Origin of the sequence: Pantoea sp. SM3640, from assembly GCF_015654165.1 — a bacterium.
GTDB classification, from domain to species: Bacteria; Pseudomonadota; Gammaproteobacteria; order Enterobacterales; family Enterobacteriaceae; genus Pantoea; species Pantoea vagans.
Window position 1 is genome coordinate 2,166,614 of the sequence record NZ_CP064872.1, and the last position, 20,783, is coordinate 2,187,396.

Annotated in this window: 18 protein-coding genes; 4 read left to right on the top strand and 14 right to left on the bottom strand. The window is 57.0% G+C overall.

Annotation, left to right across the window (positions count from 1 at the left end):
* Positions 1-18: 18 nt before the first annotated feature.
* Entirely contained in the window at positions 19-966 is a 948-nt protein-coding gene (prs, locus tag IV493_RS10065) for a ribose-phosphate diphosphokinase (RefSeq protein ID WP_003850825.1), read from the top strand.
* 211 nt (positions 967-1,177) lie between these two features.
* Positions 1,178-2,329 (top strand): GGDEF domain-containing protein, encoded by a 1,152-nt coding sequence (locus IV493_RS10070; protein ID WP_195857070.1) that lies wholly within the window; start codon positions 1,178-1,180, stop codon positions 2,327-2,329.
* On the opposite strand, the gene ychH is transcribed toward IV493_RS10070, so the two are convergent.
* Positions 2,326-2,601 carry a stress-induced protein YchH gene (gene ychH, locus IV493_RS10075; RefSeq protein WP_013357614.1) on the bottom strand — a complete coding sequence of 92 codons (276 nt, stop codon included), beginning with the start codon at positions 2,599-2,601 and terminating at the stop codon, positions 2,326-2,328. The genes IV493_RS10070 and ychH overlap by 4 nt on opposite strands.
* A gap of 255 nt (positions 2,602-2,856) precedes the next feature.
* Between ychH and pth the strand changes: the two genes are divergently transcribed.
* On the top strand, positions 2,857-3,444 hold the full coding sequence (pth, locus tag IV493_RS10080) for an aminoacyl-tRNA hydrolase (RefSeq protein ID WP_013357613.1): 588 nt from the start codon (positions 2,857-2,859) through the stop codon (positions 3,442-3,444).
* 108 nt (positions 3,445-3,552) lie between these two features.
* Positions 3,553-4,644, top strand: a complete 1,092-nt coding sequence (ychF, locus tag IV493_RS10085) for a redox-regulated ATPase YchF (protein ID WP_013357612.1) — start codon at positions 3,553-3,555, stop codon at positions 4,642-4,644.
* A 173-nt stretch (positions 4,645-4,817) separates the two neighbouring features.
* On the opposite strand, the gene IV493_RS10090 is transcribed toward ychF, so the two are convergent.
* The 13 genes from IV493_RS10090 to dgcN all read right to left on the bottom strand — a co-directional run bounded on the left by IV493_RS10090 (position 4,818) and on the right by dgcN (position 20,608).
* Complete coding sequence (locus IV493_RS10090; protein WP_013357611.1) at positions 4,818-5,426, bottom strand: ANTAR domain-containing response regulator; 609 nt, start codon at positions 5,424-5,426, stop codon at positions 4,818-4,820.
* Positions 5,423-6,580 (bottom strand): transporter substrate-binding domain-containing protein, encoded by a 1,158-nt coding sequence (locus IV493_RS10095; RefSeq protein WP_195857071.1) that lies wholly within the window; start codon positions 6,578-6,580, stop codon positions 5,423-5,425. The genes IV493_RS10090 and IV493_RS10095 overlap by 4 nt, the downstream gene beginning before the upstream one ends.
* 46 nt (positions 6,581-6,626) lie before the next feature.
* Positions 6,627-8,333 carry a nitrilase-related carbon-nitrogen hydrolase gene (locus tag IV493_RS10100; protein WP_195857072.1) on the bottom strand — a complete coding sequence of 569 codons (1,707 nt, stop codon included), beginning with the start codon at positions 8,331-8,333 and terminating at the stop codon, positions 6,627-6,629.
* On the bottom strand, positions 8,333-9,826 hold the full coding sequence (locus IV493_RS10105; RefSeq protein WP_195857073.1) for a cytosine permease: 1,494 nt from the start codon (positions 9,824-9,826) through the stop codon (positions 8,333-8,335). Before IV493_RS10105 ends, IV493_RS10100 begins: the two co-directional genes overlap by 1 nt.
* A 336-nt stretch (positions 9,827-10,162) precedes the next feature.
* Positions 10,163-11,071, bottom strand: coding sequence for a LysR family transcriptional regulator (locus IV493_RS10110; protein WP_195857074.1), 909 nt, complete (start codon positions 11,069-11,071; stop codon positions 10,163-10,165).
* A 357-nt stretch (positions 11,072-11,428) separates the two neighbouring features.
* Positions 11,429-12,250, bottom strand: a complete 822-nt coding sequence (locus IV493_RS10115; RefSeq protein ID WP_195857075.1) for a M55 family metallopeptidase — start codon at positions 12,248-12,250, stop codon at positions 11,429-11,431.
* Complete coding sequence (locus tag IV493_RS10120; protein WP_195857076.1) at positions 12,247-13,290, bottom strand: P1 family peptidase; 1,044 nt, start codon at positions 13,288-13,290, stop codon at positions 12,247-12,249. Before IV493_RS10120 ends, IV493_RS10115 begins: the two co-directional genes overlap by 4 nt.
* Before the next feature lie 2 nt (positions 13,291-13,292).
* Positions 13,293-14,177: an ABC transporter permease subunit gene (locus IV493_RS10125; protein ID WP_110331786.1), complete on the bottom strand. Its 885-nt coding sequence runs from the start codon at positions 14,175-14,177 to the stop codon at positions 13,293-13,295.
* Positions 14,174-15,106: an ABC transporter permease gene (locus tag IV493_RS10130; protein ID WP_195857077.1), complete on the bottom strand. Its 933-nt coding sequence runs from the start codon at positions 15,104-15,106 to the stop codon at positions 14,174-14,176. Before IV493_RS10130 ends, IV493_RS10125 begins: the two co-directional genes overlap by 4 nt.
* Positions 15,107-15,188: 82 nt before the next feature.
* Positions 15,189-16,730, bottom strand: coding sequence for a glutathione ABC transporter substrate-binding protein (locus tag IV493_RS10135; RefSeq protein ID WP_195857078.1), 1,542 nt, complete (start codon positions 16,728-16,730; stop codon positions 15,189-15,191).
* Between the two features lie 25 nt (positions 16,731-16,755).
* Positions 16,756-18,618, bottom strand: coding sequence for an ABC transporter ATP-binding protein (locus tag IV493_RS10140; protein WP_195857079.1), 1,863 nt, complete (start codon positions 18,616-18,618; stop codon positions 16,756-16,758).
* Between the two features lie 15 nt (positions 18,619-18,633).
* Positions 18,634-19,599: an N-acetyl-D-Glu racemase DgcA gene (dgcA, locus tag IV493_RS10145; protein ID WP_195857080.1), complete on the bottom strand. Its 966-nt coding sequence runs from the start codon at positions 19,597-19,599 to the stop codon at positions 18,634-18,636.
* Position 19,600: 1 nt separating this feature from the next.
* Positions 19,601-20,608 (bottom strand): N-acetyltransferase DgcN, encoded by a 1,008-nt coding sequence (gene dgcN, locus IV493_RS10150; RefSeq protein ID WP_061062276.1) that lies wholly within the window; start codon positions 20,606-20,608, stop codon positions 19,601-19,603.
* Between the last annotated feature and the right edge of the window lie 175 nt (positions 20,609-20,783).

The following is a 20,783-nucleotide window of genomic DNA, read 5'->3' on the forward strand; positions in this document are numbered from 1 at the left end:
AAGCCTGAGGTTCTTCTCGTGCCTGATATGAAGCTATTTGCTGGTAACGCCACCCCGGAACTAGCACAACGTATTGCCAATCGCCTTTACACCAGCCTGGGAGACGCCGCTGTAGGCCGTTTCAGTGATGGTGAAGTGAGCGTACAGATTAATGAAAATGTACGCGGTGGTGATATTTTCATCATCCAGTCCACCTGTGCTCCCACCAACGATAATCTGATGGAACTGGTTGTGATGGTCGACGCGCTGCGTCGTGCTTCTGCTGGTCGTATTACCGCAGTCATCCCCTACTTTGGTTATGCCCGTCAGGACCGCCGCGTGCGTTCCGCGCGTGTGCCTATCACCGCTAAAGTAGTGGCAGACTTCCTTTCCAGCGTCGGTGTTGACCGTGTTCTTACGGTTGACCTGCACGCCGAGCAGATCCAGGGCTTCTTCGACGTCCCGGTTGATAACGTATTTGGCAGCCCGATCCTGCTGGAAGATATGATGCAGATCGGTCTGGAAAACCCGATTGTTGTTTCTCCCGATATTGGTGGCGTAGTACGTGCCCGTGCTATCGCTAAACTGCTGAACGACACCGATATGGCTATCATCGATAAACGCCGCCCTCGCGCGAACGTTTCTCAGGTGATGCACATTATCGGTGACGTTGCTGGCCGCGACTGCGTGCTGGTCGACGATATGATCGACACCGGCGGCACGCTGTGCAAAGCGGCTGAAGCGCTGAAAGAACGTGGTGCCAAACGCGTATTTGCTTACGCGACGCACCCGATCTTCTCCGGCAATGCGGTTGAAAACCTGCGTAAATCTGTACTCGACCAGGTCATCGTCTGCGATACCATCCCACTTTCTGACGAGATTAAGTCACTGCCGAATGTGCGCACGCTGACCTTATCTGGCATGCTGGCCGAAGCGATTCGCCGCATCAGTAACGAAGAATCGATCTCGGCGATGTTCGAGCATTAATCTTCGCGGAACCGGGCCCTGTGCCCGGTTTTTTTATCTCTGCCGTCTGGATTAACGCGCTTTTTTTTCTGACTTTTCCCCGATAAATTTCCTTTTAATCCCCTATTTTCAACGCCACCCACTCTTTTACTAAAACGCGATGTTCCCCCGCTTCTGCCGTTAAGCGTTAAGTGGTAATTTGCTGCGCATTTCCCATCAGAATTCAGCCACCATGAGCCTCGATATCTACACATTGTTTGTCTGCGAGCTCTATGTACTGGGGTTTCTGAGCATCATTATGGTTTTTGCCTGGGTGGGGTCGCACTATGACCGCGTTCTTGGCTTCACCTGCCTGTCACTGATTTTCACCCTGATTGCCGTATTCTTAAGCAGTCTGCGCAGCAGCGGCCTGCATTTTCTGCCGGTTGCAGTGGGCAATGTGTTAGTGATGCTCGCTTATGGCGGATTATTAAATGCGTTCCGGCGCTTCTGCGGTAAACCTATCGGCACGCACTGGCTACTGGGTGCTCTGCTCTGGGTACTCCTCTGCTGCTTTCCGGCGTTTTATTACAGCTTACCCAAACGGGTACTGGTATTGTGTATCGCCTGCGTTGCTTATACTGCCGCACTGATCCAGCTGGTCTGGCAGGCGCGTGACACGCTGAAAGCCACTTTCTGGCCTGCCCAGTTGCTGTTGTGGATCCACCTGCTGTTTCATCTGGCGCGCCTGTTTCTGGATAGCGCCATTCCCAGTACACAACCTGGGGCGATTGGCGGATCGGACTTCTCGGTTTACGTGATTCTGGAATCCATTCTGTTTGTCATCGGCCTGACGTTTACCATTCTGGCCATGGTAAATGAGCGGATGCAGATCGCGTTAAAACACACTTCCCTGCACGATCCGCTGACCAGCGTCTGGAATCGCCGCGCCCTATTTGCTGAAGCGGAGAAAATAGTGGCGCGCTGCCGCCGTCAGAACCGGCCGTTCAGCGCGATACTGTTCGACCTCGATCATTTTAAAAGCATCAACGATCGGTATGGCCATCATCAGGGCGACCAGATTTTGATTCACTTTTGCGAAATTGTCAGAGGATTGATACCGGCTGAGGGGCGTTTTGCACGACTGGGCGGCGAAGAGTTTGCGGCCATCATTCCGGCTGAAGCACGGGATGCAGAGGCGTGGTGTGAGGCGATCCGGCTGGCAGTCTGTGCGTCGCAACCCAATGAAATTGCCTGGTCGGTCAGCATTGGCTTTGCCACGGTCACGCACGGCCAGCAGGATTTTGAGAGTTTACTGGCGCTTGCTGATGCGGCGCTCTATCACGCCAAAGCCAGTGGCCGGAACTGCACAGCGCAGCATCCGGTCCCGGCAGCCATCAGTTAGTGGTGGGAATTGTGTGACCGGCGGCAGCGCTTGTCATAGTGACGCAGCCAGTAATAGCGATCTTCAATTTTTTCACGGCCACTGATACGCGCGCCCACCAGCCACATCAGTGCGCCAATAAAGATGCTCAGAATCGCGCCCTGCGCCAGAAACTGCGGCAAATCGAGTGACGGCAGCTGGTTCATGATTGAAAACCCAACACCCAGCACCATTGTGACTAATCCCAGTACCATCAAGCTGTTACCCGCTACGCGGCAGTGTTGATGTTTCATGCTGCACCTCCATCCATATGAGTTAATAACCGCACACAATGTTAAGTGCCATAAGTTTAGGCAATGGCTGGGGTCCACGTTGCGGACTGGATCACACATCAGCTATAAAGAATGACCTGGCCCTGAATGCAGCCTGTTGATTTAGATAGAAAATGATTAATCACCGTTCTGAACCATTTCAATGCTTGTGCTTTGTCATCTCGCCTGTGGCGAAGTAAACTAACGCCCTTTCGCGATAACAGCAGGATAATCATTGTGAGCAGCATTAAACTGATTGTGGGACTGGCCAATCCGGGCGCTGAATATGCCGCCACACGCCACAATGCGGGTGCCTGGTATCTGGATCTACTGGCTGAACGCCACAATCAGTCACTGAAAGAGGAAAGCAAATTCTATGGCTACACTGCACGCCTGGCGATAGCCGGCGAGGATGTACGCCTGCTGGTGCCGACCACCTTTATGAACCTGAGCGGTAAAGCGGTGGCGGCAATGGCGACCTTTTATCGCATCACGCCAGAAGAGATTCTGGTGGCGCACGATGAACTCGATTTGCCGCCCGGTGTGGCGAAGTTCAAGCAGGGCGGCGGCCATGGCGGCCATAACGGCCTGAAAGACATCATCAGCAAGCTGGGCAACAACAATAATTTCCATCGGCTGCGCATCGGTATCGGGCATCCCGGCGATCGCAACAAGGTGACCGGATTTGTGCTGGGCAAGCCGCCCGCCAGCGAGCAGAAGCTGATTGATGATGCCATTGATGAGGCGGCGCGCTGCACCGAACTGTGGCTGAAAGAGGATCGCATCAAGGCAATGAACCGGCTGCACGCCTTCAGGCCTGCTTAAACGCCCGAATCGTCGTGATTCCGTGTATAATGCGCGAAATTTTTCCATTCGTCTCCGACAGTCCGCCCTCTGGCGCGCTGTCCATCCAGTTATAAAGGGTATCAAACCATGGGATTCAAATGCGGTATCGTGGGCCTGCCGAACGTCGGTAAATCCACTCTGTTTAACGCGCTGACTAAAGCGGGCATCGAAGCGGCTAACTTCCCGTTCTGTACCATTGAGCCAAACACCGGCGTGGTACCCATGCCTGACCTGCGTCTCGACCAGCTTTCTGAGATTGTTAAACCACAGCGCGTGGTACCGACTACCATGGAATTCGTCGATATCGCGGGCCTGGTAAAAGGGGCGTCCAAAGGTGAAGGCCTGGGTAACCAGTTCCTGACCAACATCCGCGAAACCGAAGCGATCGGCCACGTGGTGCGCTGCTTTGAAAACGACAACATCATCCACGTGGCGGGTAAAGTGAACCCGGCGGAAGATATTGACGTCATCAACACCGAACTGGCACTGTCCGATCTTGAAACCTGTGAACGTGCGATTCAGCGTGTGCAGAAGAAAGCCAAAGGCGGCGATAAAGATGCCAAAGCCGAGCTGGCTGCGCTGGAGAAGTGCCTGCCGCATCTTTCTGAAGCGGGCATGCTGCGTTCACTGGATCTGGATGCCGACGACAAAGCGGCCATCCGCTATCTGAGCTTCCTGACCCTGAAACCAACGATGTACATTGCTAACGTCAATGAAGATGGTTTCGAGAACAACCCGTACCTGGATCAGGTGCGTGCGATTGCTGAAGCAGAAGGTTCAGTCGTCGTGCCGGTGTGCGCCGCCGTTGAGTCGGACATTGCCGAGCTGGAAGATGAAGATCGTGAAGAGTTCATGGCGGAGCTGGGACTGGAAGAGCCTGGCCTGAACCGCGTTATCCGCGCCGGTTACTCGCTGCTGAACCTGCAGACCTACTTCACCGCTGGCGTGAAAGAAGTGCGTGCCTGGACCATCCCGGTTGGCGCCACTGCCCCACAGGCAGCCGGTAAAATCCACACCGATTTCGAGAAAGGCTTTATCCGCGCCCAGACCATCGCGTTTGAAGACTTTATCGCCTACAAAGGCGAGCAAGGCGCGAAAGAAGCCGGCAAGATGCGTTCAGAAGGTAAAGAGTACATCGTGAAAGATGGCGATGTGATGAACTTCCTGTTTAACGTCTGATTTGCTGATTGCCTCATGAGGTTTCGCTGAATCTCATAACAACGCAAAAACCCTATAAAAATATCCACGCAATTGCGTGGATTTTTTATTTCACAGCGTCCCAATATCTCTCGCAACAACGCACTCAAAGATGCGTATGAAAAACAGTACAGCCTCCGGTTAAACAATGCCCATTACTCCGTCAGCATTGACCTCAGCCGGTTGATCCAGGACTCCGTATCGTTCAGCAACGCACAACTGAGATTTTCAATGGTCATGTGTTGCGCCATTGAAGCGCGGCGCAGCAGGCTGTAAGCATCGTCCTCCTCAAGCCGTAGCGCAGACATTACCCGCAGTTGCGCGGAAAACAGAAATCTGCGCGCCCTAAGACGCTCCTCCTGCCGCCGGAGCTGCGCTTCGAGCTGGTGGATCTGTGCAGCATGAGTAAGCGCCAGGGTAAACGCAGTCATCACACCGTCAAAGCGCACGGGTTTGCGCATGTAGCTGTCGATCTTCTGTTCGGCAATCCACTGTAGTCGTGATGGCGTTTCAATGGCAGTCAGCGCAATCTTTGGCAGCGCGGGCCAGGGGAGCGGGTTTGTGGGGTGAAACAGGGTAGAGTTATCGCCATCGAACACCAGCAGCTGCTGGTCAGCCAGCTGGTTCTCATCCGGAAACACTGCACAGAACAGGCCTTCTATCCCTATGCGGCTAAACTGCTGCGCCAGATGGTGGTTATCACGGTCAGAACAGCCGATCACACACACCTTTAATCCGCGCATCTGCACGTTTTTTCGGCTCATTCGCCACCTCCATGCGGCGTAAGGCTCGCGAGGTCCACCCAGGCCAGCCAGGGATCGGGTTCCACCGGCGCATCAGCCTGCCAGAAACTCTCCAGCCTGCCGTTGTGGCAACGCGCCAGATGCGGGGTCAGCCAGCAGTGATTATTTCCGGCGTTAAGGCGGATTCGCCCGGCTGGCGAATCCATTTCATCCAGCAATACCGCATCGCGTACACCTTCAACGTCATCATTGCCGTGGCGCGCAATGGCTCTCGCCAGCAAATGCCCGGCCAGCCAGGCACTCTCGCTGTCCACTGATGGCGAAACATGCTCACCAAAGCGCTGGTGATAGCTGCTGAGAAAACGCCGGTTGGCGGTGTTGTCTATCGACTGAAACCAGCTGGCAGAAACCAGGTATCCCTCTAACGCCTCTGCGCCAATCAACTGAACTTCCGGTTCACACAAGGTCAGGCTTAGCTTTAGCACCTCATTTAACCAGGGCTGCTTCTGGCAGGCCTGATGCCAGGCGCGGTAAAAACTGTAAGCGCTTTTACCGACCAGGGTATTCAGGAGGACTTTCGGGCGGCAGGCGATAATATCCGCGATTATCGTCTCGACATTTTCTTCGCCCATCGGCAGTAATTTGCTTTGCAGCACGCTGCCGCCCGCGGGGATCATGGCTTCACGGGTGATGCGATCCATCTCCCAGGACCAGACATAGTTCGAACCGATGTGATAGATCTCTGCCGCCTGCTGCTGTAAAAGCCAGCTCAGCATCGGCAAAATATGCTGATTAGGGGTGGCGCCCAGGTAAATCACGCTATTGCTGCTCTCAAACCCCTCATAGCGCGCGGAATGCCACAGCAGCGCGTTGGCACCCTCGATCAACGGCAGAATGGTCTTTCGCGCCGCGGACGTGTAGCAGCCGATCACATGACGCACGCCGTGGCGATAGAGTAAGTCGTGACAATATTCATAGTAGAGATCCAGCGAACCCTGCGGATCGCGGATCACAGGCGCAAGGGTAAACGGATGGGCGGGATTAGCGTTTATCTCCTCGATCGCCAGCAGGATGCCATTAAGCATCTCGCGCCCGATCACCGCATAATCGCCTGAAACAGAATAGAGAATACCAACCGGAATAACGCGTTTAGGCAGCGGCTGAGTGGCAGACATAGTAGCTCCTGAAACAACGCGACCCACAACAGGCCGCGTCTTTGGATCATCGCGGTGGTTGAGTAATCAGCGCAGTGTAGTAATGCGGCTGACGCATCAGCACCAGGTCTTTGCGTCTTACAACATGGTCGGGGTAATGGGTAGCGGCTGAACCCGTTGAGATATCCAGCAGCGCCAGTCCTTTCTCACCGAGAGCTTTCGCTTCCTGACGCGGAAAAGCAAACGTGTCCGGGCCAAAAATCCCGCTCAGACCAAAGCTTTTTCCTTCAGCGGCTGGCCAGTTAGCGAACGCCAGCCAGACATTATTCTCACCCGCCCGAACGCGCGGCAGAAGCCAGTGGTAAGGATCGGCACCGCGCGGAATCGGCCAGACATGGGGGATCGCCGTGCCCGCGTGCGCCATGGGAACGGGGGAATGAAGCTGCGCCGGACAGGCGATGATGTCACAGCCTTCCAGCGCCAGAATCCGTGCGGCTTCCGGCACCAGTAAATCTTCGCCCAGCAAAATACCGACGCGCCCGCACGGCAGATCGCACGTCACCCACTGATTGCCTGCGCTGGCCCACTGCCGATCCTGGTCGCTGACGTGAATCTGCCGATAGTGCGCACTCAATCCGCTACTGCTCACCAGTACCGCGCTGTTAAAGTACTGCTCCCCTTCCCGCTCGGCGAATCCCGCGAGCAGCGCGATATCCAGTTCCATCGCCAGTGCGATCAGCGTCTGTACAGGCGTATCATCCATCGTCAGCGCGAAGCGGCTACCGTCACTCCCGGTCAGCGCCCGCTCCGGCAAGACCAGCAGTTCTGCGCCGCCCGCTTTCGCCTGTTCGGCCTGATGCCGAATCTGTGCCAGATTAGCATTAACATCGTTTTGCGGGCGAAACTGCGCCACCGCAATCCGGGACGCTTTGCCATCGGGCAGTGGATGACGTCCGTACAAGCCAAAAAAGTCTTTTGGATTCCAGAAGAACGTATTGGTCATCAAACGCTGATACAGCTCAGGCCGGCGCTTATTCAGTTGCGGATTTTCCTCCGGAAGGGGTAATTCAGCGCTGAGTATCCGATCGCCGCCGTCGCAACTGGCCAGCAAACGCCCCTGGCTATCCACAATGCAACTGCCGCCGCTGAACTGCACGCCCCGCTCCCATCCCCAGCGATTACTTTCAATCAGCGCGCAGCCATTCTCCCAGGCGCGCGTGAGCCAGTAAGGCGCAGGTGTACGTTCAGCCAGCCAGTTGCTGATGTGGCAGATAATGTGCGCGCCGCCCAGCGCGGCCAGCCGGGCGGTTTCAATAAAGTGAATATCCATACAGACCAACATCGCAATATTGCCGATCTCCGTCTGAAAGACCTGATGACCGCTATCACCATTCGCCGCCCATTTCGGTTCCGAAATATAGGGGTGGGTTTTACGGTGAACGCCGATTACGCCCTGCGGTCCGACCAGGATGGCGCTGTTATAGTAGAGGTCGGTGACCCTGTCCCGCTCCGGCATGCCGAAGACCAGAAAGCAGTTAAACTCACGCGCAATAGCAGCAAATGCCCGGCTGGTGGCGCCGTCTGCCGTTTCGACATAGGGGGCGACTTCCGCGCGATCCAGCCAGCAGTAACCGGTGGTGGCCATTTCCGGCATTACGATCAAACGTGCGCCATCCCGCGCGGCCTGGGTTGCCAATGCCAGCAGGCGAGCGACATTCTCCTCTTTTCTGAACTGCGTGGGTTCAAACTGAATGGTTGCCACATTGATTTGCATTATTCTGCCTCCTTGCTCAGTAACGGATTAAATACCGGTTTCGGTCCCTGGTAAGCATCAGAGGGTTTCCAATTGGTTTGCATATCCTCAGGGAACGTTTTGAAGTAATAGCTGCCGCGCGTTGCCACGCTGATAGCAACATGCAGCACAGGACCCACCAGCATGGCAATAAACGAGGCGTACACCATCGGATACAGGCCCAGCACACCCGCCGCGCCTATCGCAACCGCGACGCACAACGCAATGACGCCGGACGGGTTCCACATACGCAGATACGCTTTGCGAAACTCCACGAAATCAGAGGGCGCAAGATGCAGCACTTTGCGGCAGATAAAGTAGTCAGCAAGGATAATGAATACCCAGGTGTTGGTGAGAATGCCGGTAATCGACAGGAAAGTGCCGGTGTACTGCAGGATATTGCAGATATAGAACACCACGCCGAGCAGCCAGACCAGCAACATCCACCACTGACGTCCCGGCCGATAGTTAAACGCCATATCCATGGTATTCGACAGTGCAATCGAACCCGAGTAGAGATTGAGCACGTTAATACGGATCTGGGTAATCACCGCAAATAACACGCCGGTCAGCCCGATGATCAGCGGGAAGACAAATCCCGGATCGAGCGCCAGCGACCAGACATCTTCGCCCTGAATATGCGGCATCAGGGTATAGGCCATAAAGGCGCCAAACAGCATGACTACGACAATCGGGATCAGCATCCCCAGCATGATCGTTGCGGTGCCTTTATGACTGATACCCGGGCGGGCAAAACGACCGTAATCGGTGGCCATCAGGCCCTGAAAAACAATCTGCCCGTTGGCCATATTCATGACCAGCCACAGGGCGTTACTGTCCACCTCCCCTTTTGACTGCCAGCCGCTGAAGCTGACCGCCGGATAGTGGTGCGTTAATTGCCAGATACAAAAACCAAACAGCACAATGAAAATGGGAACGCCCCAGGTTTGCAGAAATTGCATTGATGACATGCCTTTCCAGACAAACCAGATGGCAGCCAGCCCCATCAGCGCAAAGATGGCGATACCGGTCGGGGAGTTGACCGGCACGCCCGCATAGTTGGCGATGGCGTGGGAAACAATGGTGCCTTCGAACAGGAAATAGAAGATGAAGTTTACCGCGTAAATCAGCGAGGTGACGGCGGAGCCCATATAGCCAAACCCCAGACCGCGCGTCATCAGATTAAGAGAAAGCCCCTCTTTGCTTGCCATCTTCATAATGCACGAGCCAATCAGGGTGGCGAATACCACCATATAACCTATCGGCAGCAGCAACATTGGCCAGCCGACCTGGTAGCTCATGTCTGCGCCAAGGCTGAACCAGAACATGGCGGTAGAGTTGCCAAGCAACACCAGAATAATGGCCGGAATGGGCCAGCGATAGTGCGACGGCACACGGCCAACCGCGTAATCCTCAACGGCTTCTGCTTCGGTAATATCCTGTGGCCCCTGAAACCATGCTTTCAACTTATTCATAGATTTACTCCAAAAAAAAGCCCCGCCGACAGCATTGCCGGTAGGGCTTCTTCGCCTGAAATCAATGTCGTGGAGTGGCGTGTCGCCACAGGCCGCTTACCAGGCTACGGTGCCTGTTCCTGCGCTGCAGGATGCGGTAACTATGAGAAAGCAATTACTGCGCCAACTGTTAAAACAGCGGAGGAAGGCGGTAAACCGGCGTGGTGACGGGATTAACACGCATGAAGTCAGTGCAGCATGCACCATTGTGAAACAGGCGCACTGCGCGTTATTTCATGACGTATCCGGGTTAAGAATGAATAAAATCTCAGGCAACCTGACAATGCAGACGCGGGTTCAGGCCCCCATGAACTGCGTCTCACACTGCCGGGCTATCTCCCACAGTCTGTTACGGATCACCTGCTTAAGTTGCAGCGTGGACTGCGACTGTGGCTGGTCACGACGGCTGATCAGCATCACTTCAAACGGCAGAGGTTGCGCGATGGGCAGCAGCTTTAGCTGATCGGCATAGCGACAGGCGGTGAAGAGATCCACGACGCCCACGCCGCCGCCTGCCAGCACCATATCTGCAATGACCGAATAGGTTTTGATCGACAACGACACGGCGGGATTCAGTTTCTTATCACGCAGCGCACGATGCAGAACGCGTCCAAGGGGATCCTGAGCCTGCATCATCAGTAAATTATTGTTGCACAACCACTCCAGCGTAACGGGTTCATGCCGGGGATGATGGCGCGGTAACAGCGCCACCATCGAAGACTGAAAAAGAGGTTCAGCCAGCAGATCCGCATCGACCTGCTGACCAAAGACCAGCGCGAAGTCGAGCTGATTTTCCAGAATCATCTGGCATAAGGTACTGAAGTGCTCGGTGACCAGTTCGACACTGACCGAAGCCATCTGTTGCCGCCAGGTGACCAGCGCCGGGGCCATCACCATCTGACCAAACGCGTGCGCCGCGCCGACGCGAACTAACTGCCCTTCACCGCGCCGCAGCTGTTCGGTGAGCTGGGTAATGGATTGCAGGCGCTGGCAGAGATCGTCGATTTCAGGCAGCAGGCGTCGCCCTTCTGCCGTCACACTCATACCTTGTATACGTCGCTCAAACAGCGCAAATCCCAGCTGCTGTTCAGCGTGATTCAGCACACGGCTGATATTCGGTTGCGACACATTCAGCAGGCGCGCCGCTGCGCTGATGCTGCCGGTCTGTACGATGGCCTGAAAGACCTCTATATGGCGGAGCCGCATGATGATTTATCCTGGATGGAATACCGGACCCGGAGGCCTCTCCGACAGGCTGCACCGGCGGAGAGTGAAAGTAATTGTTCCCCTATTGCAAAAACTGTACCGCAAAAACGTCGCAGGCTCAGCGACCTGCCTCGCACCTATCCGCATCCGGCAGTCCGCCTGAAGCCTCTGCAGGGAGCAGGGCTCGCGCTGCCGTGGTGCAGCTGGTTCAGAAGTGTGGGTTCATCGTGCTGAAGCCAGCAGCGATCCTGTCTCGTCCGGGGGATGAGGCATATGTACATCCGGCAGCACAGTGTCAGGCGAACAGAAAGGCGGGATAAACGGGCTGACGTTGCAGGCAGCCCTGGAATGATGTCGCTACGACTGGGTACTCGCCAGATAGGAGAAGGCACTGAGTAAGCTGATTAACGTCTCCATCTTCTCCGCCTGATAGCCCACGGTAACGGCGTCAAGGCGCGTGACGCCAGGGATCAGGCTGAACAGATCGGCCAGCACCGGTTTTGTGGCCTGAAGCTGCATAGCGTAAGGTGCCGTCAGGCGGGTCGTGCTCACCTGGGGTTGATGCTTCAGCGCAGCGCGTGCTGCGGCCGCGATCGCACGCTGGGCCGTCTGTGGACTAATGGATTCCGCGCAGGTATGCGAAATGGCGCGTTTTACACAGACATAATCGACTGAGGGGTAGTGTTCCGCTATCCAGCTCTGTAACTGATCGTCGCCGGTGACCAGCAGCAATGGCGTACCCTGTTCAGCGGCGGCGGCGGCATAAATATCGGTTTCGCCCATCACCAGGCCATTGATGTGTATACGCCAGAACGCACGCCCATTGATGGTATGCGCCAGTACGCCGGGTTCACCTGCTGCGCTGTGAAATCCTACCAGAAACAGCCCGTCGAACCGCTGCTGTTCTATCCCTTCTACCATCGACAGGCAGCGAGGTTTGCCCTGCACCAGTCGGGCGCGGGGATCGATATTTTCCGCACGTAAATTGGTCATCTGCGCATGGCTATCGGCAACAACTACTTCCGTTGCGCCGCCGGCGAACGCCCCCTCAATCGCGGCATTCACTTCCTGCTCCATCAGACCACGGGCGATCTGATGCTCCGGTTGACCGGGTGTGCACTGCTCCGGGCGCATGACGCCCGCGATGCCTTCAATGTCGGCTGAGATAAAAATTTTCATGAGGTTAACCTGTCCAGAATCTGCGTCAGTGAGGGTCGATGGTGACCGCGAAAGCCGGTAACAGCCTCGGCGCTCAGCAAGGCATCCAGTACCGCCTGTTCAGTGGCATCGGCTGCCGCGGCAAGCAGCGGCTCCAGCGTGTCGTCCTGCGGCGGTTGCGGCAGCGGTTGCGTGGAAAACGCCACCGCAATATCGCCCGAGCCGTGGCCCCAGTAACTGCCCAGCCGCCCCAGACCGGCACCGGCCCGCTTCGCGATGCGCTTCAGCTGACGGGCATCCAGCGGTGCATCTGTGGCCATAATGATGATGACAGAACCGGCATCCAGCTGCGGCGTCCCCCCGGCCAGTAGCGGCGCAATCATCTCGCCCGCCCGCACGCCATCGATCGTTAAGGCCTCCAGTGCGCCGAAATTGGCCAGCACCAGCACGCCAAGCGTGGCGTTAAGCGAGGGAATAACCCGCGAGGCGGTGCCGATGCCCCCTTTAAGGCTGAAACAGCTCATCCCGCGTCCCGCGCCGACGCTGCCGCGCGCGAAGTCAGCGGAGGCCGTCTGCAGCGCCGCCTGCGCCATCGCCTCACTGACAGCCAGCGCCTGGATATCATTCAGCCAGCCATCGTTGCACTCCAGCACCAGCGGGTTGACCGTGGGCAACGTTCGTCCCAGTTCCGGGTTACGACGGATAGCATTTCGCACCAGCGCGGTAAACAGCGTGCCAACTGCCAGCGTATTACTGAGCAGAATCGGCGTCTGAAGCACGCCAAGTTCCTCTATCTGCACCAGTCCGACGGGTTTCGCAAAGCCGTTCAGCACCTCAGCTCCACACGGCAGCGGCGTGAGAAACAGATTGTCGCCCGGCGGAACGATAGCGGTGACGCCAGTCTGCTTTTCGCCTTCACTCAGCGTGTCATGTCCGACACGCACGCCCGGGACATCGCTGATGCGATTCGTGGGTCCGCATGCGCTGCGCGGCTGCCCGAGCTGACGCCTGTCACGCCAGCGATCCAGCAGCAGGTCGCGCTGCAGTTGTTGATAATCCATCTTCAGCCCTTGAGTTTGGGATCGAGCGTGTCGCGCAGCGCGTCGCCAAGCAGATTAAATGCCAGCACGGTAATAAAGATCGCCAGTCCCGGGAATACGCTCATGTGCCAGGCCCCGGCCATCATCATGCTACGGCTCATCGCCAGAATATTGCCCCATTCCGGCACGTCTGGCTCCGGACCCAGTCCGATAAAACTCAGACCTGCCGCCGTCAGAATACTGGTGCCAATGCGCATAGTGAAATAGACAATCACGCTGGAGAGCGTGCCGGGCAGAATATGCCGCAGAATAATCACGCGGTCTGGCGCACCGGCACAGCGCACGGCTTCAACATAGGCAGCCTGCTTCAGAGAGAGCGTCGACGCCCGCACGATACGGGCAAATACCGGTACGCTGAAGACCGCAACCGCGATAATGACGTTGTTCAGACCCGTTCCCAGCAGCGCCACTACCGCAATGGCCAGCAACATGCCGGGAAACGCGAATAAGACGTCGGCACCGCGCATGATCAGCATATCGACCCAACCGCCGTAATAGCCCGCCAGTAAGCCCAGTATCACCCCGACCAGCATGCCCATCGTCACCGACAGCACGCCGATATAGAGCGAGATGCGCGCCCCATAGATAATGCGGCTGAGCAGGTCGCGCCCCAGCTCGTCGGTCCCCATCCAGTGTGCCGTAGAAGGCGGCGACGACAGCGCCATCCAGTCCGGGACCATGGGATCCCAGGGTGCCAGCCAGGGGGCAAAAATCGCCACCACAATTAGCAGCAGCACAAACCCGCCAGAGACCAGCGCCAGCGGGTTACGCACAAAGGCATGCAGGAAATCACGCCACGGCGAACGAATGATCTGAGGCGGATTTTCGGTCAGCGATTGACTACTCATTTCGGCTCCTGTCGCAGACGAATGGCCGGATTGACCACCGCGTAAAGCAGATCGACCAGCAGGTTAATCACAATAAACTCAAACACGAACAGCATCACCAGCGCCTGAATCACCGGCTGATCCTGCGCTTTGATCGACTCAATCAGTAACCAGCCTAATCCCGGCCAGTTGAAAACACTCTCCACAACGATGGATCCGCCCAGCAGAAAACCGAACTGCAGACCCAGCATAGTGATCACCGGGATAAGCGCATTGCGCATCACATGTTTCCACGTCACCAGGCGGTTGCGCAGCCCTTTGGCTTTTGCGGTACGCACATAATCTTCCTGCGCCACCTCCAGGAAGGCCGAACGGGTAAAGCGCGCCATGACCGCCGCCACCGATGAACCCAGCGTGATGGCGGGCAGGACAATATCGCTGGCTCTGTTAAAGCCGCTGACGGAGAACAGCCCGAAAGGCATCGCGACGAACTGGATGAGCAACAGTCCCAGCCAGAAAGCCGGCATCGAAATGCCGCCGACCGCCACGCTCATCAGCGTCCAGTCCTGCCATTTTCCCCGTTTCAGAGCCGCCATCACGCCAAATAACAACCCGAGAATAACGGACCAGGTAAAACCCGCTAAGGCGAGCCACAGCGTCGGCATAAAGCCCTGCCCAATCACCTCCCGCACTGGTTGCTGGGTGCGATAGGTAGTGCCCAGATCGCCCTGCAACAGGCTGCCGATCCAGTGGAGATACTGCTGCGGCAGCGGATCGTTCAGCCCGAGATGCTGACGCGCCGCCTCGACCGCCTCAATGGGCGCATCCGGTCCGGCATAAATGCGCGCCGGATCGCCCGGCATGAGCTTGATAAAACCGAAAACCAGTAGCGAGACCACCAGCAAAACCGGGATCATCTCCAGTAATCGGCGAAGGATGTATGCAATCATGCCATTCCCTGAAATGAGGTGCGACGGGCCTTCTCACGTCCCCGACCCGTTCCGGACAGGGGACGAGAAAGAAGAAACCGTCTTATTTAAAGGACGCCTGAGTGAACAGCAAATTGCCATCAGGCAGCATCGAAACGCCGCTCAGCGTGTTGCGCTTGCCCACCAGATTGTCTGGCGTGCCAAGGAACGCTACTGGTGCCTCTTTCCAGAGCACCTTTTGCGCCTGCGCATAGGCGATGCCGCGCTTTGCCGGATCGGCGGTCGCCAGTCCGGCCGCAATCGCTTTGTCTGCATCCGGATTGCTGAAGTAGGAGACGTTGTAGGAGGTCGGCACCCAGGATTCGGTGGCAAACAGCGGACGCAGCGCCCAGTCGGCGTCGCCTGTAGAGGTCGACCAGCCGCCATAATAGAGGTCAAACTCCGCCATTTTCGGATCCTTTACGCCCCACAATTTGGCGTTGCGCGTGCCGGAATCCATCGGTGTCACGGTGGCACGGATGCCCACGGTGGCCAGCTGCGCTTTCAGCACCTGTGCGGCACGGACGCTGGCCGTGGCATTGGTCACCCAGAGCTTAAGATCCAGACCATTCGGATAGCCCGCGGCTTTGAGCAACGCTTTAGCCTCGTCCGGTGCATAGCGATAGTCAGGGTCGGTTTGTTTCTGATAAAACTGCACCCCTTCCGGCATCGCGGAGGTGGCCGGTTTGCCCAGTCCGGCAAAGGCCACTTTCAGCCATAGATTACGGTCAATCGCATAGTTGATGGCCTGACGCACCCGCACATCGGCCAGCGGCTTGTGCTGCGTGTTGATCGCCATGTAATAGAGATAGATGCTGGGGTCACGCTGAATCGAAAGGTGGCTGTCCTGCTTCACGGTCGCGATCAGGTCTGACGGCAATGGCCAGATGGCATCCACCTGCCCCGATTTTAATGCGGCGACGCGGGTCGCATCTTCCGGACTCGGCGAGAAGATCACATGGTCGACTTTAGGCCATCCCTGCTGCCAGTAACCGTCATACTTCGCCAGCGTGACCGCTTTGCCCGGTGTCCAGTTGACGAATTTAAACGGACCGGTTCCCACCGGATGCAGCCGCAACTGCGCTTCGTCCGGATATTGCTTAAGAACGGACGGGCTCCACATCACCGCCGAAGGATGCGCCAGCGTGTTGATAAAGGCCCCGAACGACTGATTGAGATCGATTTTTACCTGGTCAGGTGCCAGCACCGTGACCTTATCGATCATCTTGTAGAGGCTGTTACGCTTCAGCCCTTTTTTCTGGTCTGCCAGCCGATCAAGGTTAGCTTTGACAGCGTCCGCATCAAACGGGGTACCGTCCTGAAAGGTGACGCCTTTGCGCAGCGTCAGCGTAAATTCGGTGGCACTGTCATTGGAGGTATAACCGGTCGCCAGCCAGGGCTGCAGCTTCATCTGCGGATCAAACTGGAACAGGCGCTCAAAGATGCCGCTCTGCACCGAGTAACTGACATTATCCGAGGTGTCGTGCGGATCCAGTCCCGTAATATCGGCATACATGGAGATGCGCAGATCCTGTGCCTGCGCAGTCATGACCAGCGTTGTCGTCAATGCGAGAGCCAGCGAAGTACGGCGAAACAGTGTTTTCATATATTCTCCTGAGCGTTGAGGATAATTACAATGCAATGCCGTCAGCGACCCAGTGCTGGGGCGCAACCTGGCGATAACGGGGTTTAGTGACCGTTTCACCCACCTTACGTAACGGCGAAGGAATTTCGCTGTCATCGAAAAGACGGGGCTGACGGTTCTCAGGATCGGCGACCGGCACGGAGGCCAGCAGACGCCGGGTATAGGGGTGTTGCGGCTGATTAAAGACCGACTGGCGCGGACCAAGCTCGACTATCTGGCCGAGGTACATCACCGCGACGCGATTCGCAATGCGCTCGACGACCGCCATGTCGTGAGAGATGAAGATCCATGCCACGCCCGTCTGGTGCTGCAGGTCCATCATCAGATTCACCACCTGCGCCTGAATCGAGACGTCCAGGGCCGATACCGCTTCATCCGCAATGATCACTTTCGGTTTCAGCGCCATGGCGCGGGCGATGGCAATACGCTGACGCTGACCGCCAGAAAATTCGTGCGGATAACGACGCGCGTGCTCCGGCAGGAGACCGACGCTCTTCAGCAGCGCATCGATCTGTGGAGAAGCCTGTTCAAGTGAAGAGACCATGCCATGTAGCAGCAACGGCTCGGCAATCGTGAACCCCACTGTCAGGCGGGGATTCAGTGACGCATAGGGATCCTGAAACACCATCTGGATTTCACGGCGCAGCGGCTGGAACTCCGCCTCTTTCAGGTCAGAGATCTCCTTTCCTTCAAAATGAATGCTTTCAGCGTCACTGTTGATGAGGCGCATCAGTGCCCGTCCGGTTGTCGATTTGCCGCAGCCGCTTTCACCCACGATGGCCAGGGTTTCACCCGGCCACAGCGTGAAATCAATCTGCTCCACCGCATGCACATGATGCGTCAGGCCCGATAAAATGCCGCTGCGAATCGGGTAATAGACTTTCAGCCCACGCACATCCAGCAGCGGCGACTCATCATAGCGAGCGGTTTTCTGCTCGCTTTGCGCAGCATCCCGCGCACCCGGCAGAGTAAAGCGTTGCGGCCATGCGTGTTCCCGCATATCGCCGAGTCTGGGCACGGCCGCCAGTAACGCTTTGGTATAAGCGTGCTGCGGGGAGGCAAAAATCTCAGACACGGTTCCCTGCTCGACCACTTCGCCACGCAGCATGACCACCACGCGATCGGCGATTTCCGCGACCACGCCCATATCATGGGTGATAAACAGCACCGCCATCTGTTTCTCACGTTGCAGCTCACGCAGAATATGGAGAATGCGCGCCTGCACGGTGACATCGAGCGCAGTGGTAGGCTCGTCGGCAATCAGGAGCTGCGGATCGCAGGCCAGCGCCTGCGCAATCATCACACGCTGCCGCATGCCGCCGGACAGCGAGTGCGGATAGCTTTTCATCACGCGATCCACATCCGCGATACGCACCTGTCGCAGCAGCTCACGCACGCGCGCATGGGCCTGTTTTCTGTCGCACTTCTGATGATCGCGTAATGCCTCGGTAAGTTGATCGTCAATGCGCAGCACCGGATTCAGCGAGGTCATCGGCTCCTGAAAGATCATTGCCATTTCATTGCCACGCAACGTGCGGCGCTGTGCTTCGTTCAGGGTTTCTAACGCGTGCAGGTTTCCGCTGCGATCACGAAACTGCATGCTGCCGCGATCGACACGTCCATTGCCGGACAGCAGGCCCATTACCGCCAGCGACGTAACCGATTTACCTGAACCGCTTTCACCCACCACGGCGACAATTTCACCCGGATTAATGGCAAAGCTGATGCCTTTGAGTGCCTGATTCTCACCGCTGCGTCCATCAAATGTGACGCTGAGATCCTGAATCGCCAATACGGGAGATGGCGAGGCCGCGCGGGTAGCAGGAGAAGTACGTTGTGTGTCTGTCATCGTCGCCTCAAAGCGTTATAGCCAGATACGGCCTTCGGAGTAGCTCAGGAAAGGAGAACTGTCGGCGGCAAGCCAGATGGGGCCGTCCAGATCGACGAATTCCGCGTTAACCGCGACGGGCAATGCCGCCTCCATCGCCAGTGACGAACCCAGCATGCAACCGACCATGATGCGCATTTTGCGCGCGCGGGCTTCCTCCACCATCGCCAGCGCTTCCGTCAGGCCACCGCACTTATCCAGTTTGATGTTGATCATCTCGTAGCGGTCGCGTAATCCGGCAATATCCGCCCGCGTATGGCAACTCTCATCGGCACAGACCGGTATGGGATGTTTAAAACGTTGCAGGTCATGATCCTGCCCCGCGGGAAGGGGTTGCTCCACCATCGCAATATTGAAAGCCTTCAGTGCCGCCAGCAGGCTTTCCAGTTCCAGCCCCGACCAGGCTTCATTGGCATCGATAATGAGCGTGGCGTGCGGTGCCGCCGCACGAATCGCCGCCACTTTTTCCAGAATCTCATTACGGTCGAGCTTAATTTTGAGCAGGATGGCGCCACGTGAGACCGCATCTGCCGCCGCGATAGCCATGAATTCCAGCGTATCGAGGCTAAGGGTCTCTGCCGTCACCACCGACGATGGCTGAGCACATTGGCTCATTTGCCACAGCGTCTGATTCGCCCGGGCGGCATCCAGTCGCCACAGCGCACAGTCCAGCACGTTGCGCGCTGAACCGGCGGGTAAACGGTGTTGCAGATCATGACGGCTCAGGCCCGACTCCACCTCAGTACGAACGGCTTCGAGCATGGCCTGAACGCTATCCGGCGACTCATCGTAACGCGCCGTCGGGGTACATTCGCCCTGCCCGATGAAACCCTCCTGCTCCAGTGTGACCCGGATGACCGTCACGGCGGTTCGGGTACCGCGTGCGATAGCAAAGGGTCGCGCCAGCGGCAGCTCCACCACCTCAATCTGCAACTGTCGCATTTCAGCCACGCTCCTGAAGCAGTGCGGCGATCTCATCAATACCAAAGCGCACCGGATCCGTGGCCGGTAAGCCGAACTCAGCGCTGATTTCGGCGCAATAAGCGAGCGCCTCTTCTTCACTGTAATTGGAGGTGTTGATTGCAAAGCCAGCGAGCTGAACCGACTCACTGGTCACCTGCGCGGCACGCAGATTGGCTTCCACGCACGCCTGCAGGCTGACCATGGGCTGGTGCGGCAAATGACGCATATGGGGGCGTCCCATTTCATGGCACATCACCAGCCAGTGTGGCTGCGCTCCGTGCATCAGCCCCATACTGACGCCCGCATAAGAGGGATGGAACAGCGAACCCTGACCTTCGACGATATCCCAGTGGTCCTCGTCATTCGCCGGAGAAAGCGCTTCTGCTGCACCGGCAATAAAATCAGCGATGACCGCATCCACAGCAATACCCTCTCCCGCGACCAGAATGCCGGTCTGCCCCGTGGCGCGAAAATCAGCTTTCATGCCGCGCGCACGCATCGCCGCCTCCAGCGCCAGTGAGGTGTACATCTTGCCCACTGAGCAGTCCGTACCGACGGTCAGGATGCGCTTACCTGTGCGCTTCTTGCCGCTGCCAACATTAAGCGCCGGACGCATATGACGCAGGTCAAACAGCTCAACGCCAGAAGCCTGCGCAAGCGTCACCAGTTCCGGCTCATCCACCAGCCGATGGTGCAGACCACTGGCAACATTCATGCCTGCTTTGATGGCACTTTTGATGGTTTCCAGCCAGTGCGCAGGCAGATATCCCCCGGCATTGGCAGTGCCCAGCACCAGCGTTTTCGCACCGCGCGCTTTGGCACCGGGAATATCCAGTTCATCCAGACCCAGACTGACCGTGCAGCCCGGCAGTTTAATTTCGCCAACGCACTGCTCAGGCCGCCAGATATGAATACCGCGCGCCGTTTTTGCCGCGAGGGGATCGGTTACATCGCCAAGAAAGAGTAAATAGGGTTGTGGGATTAGCATGTTGTCTCTCGTTTCAGCTAAAAGATCAGGTTCTGAAACCACTATTTCATGCGTTCTGAAAGGTGACGAATGCTTGTTTAGCAGGAGGGTATAACGGCAGGTTATAGCCAGAGGTAATAGTGATGATGGGTGGGTTTTTCAGGGGGGTGGGACAGGGAATGGAGTAAATGGAGGG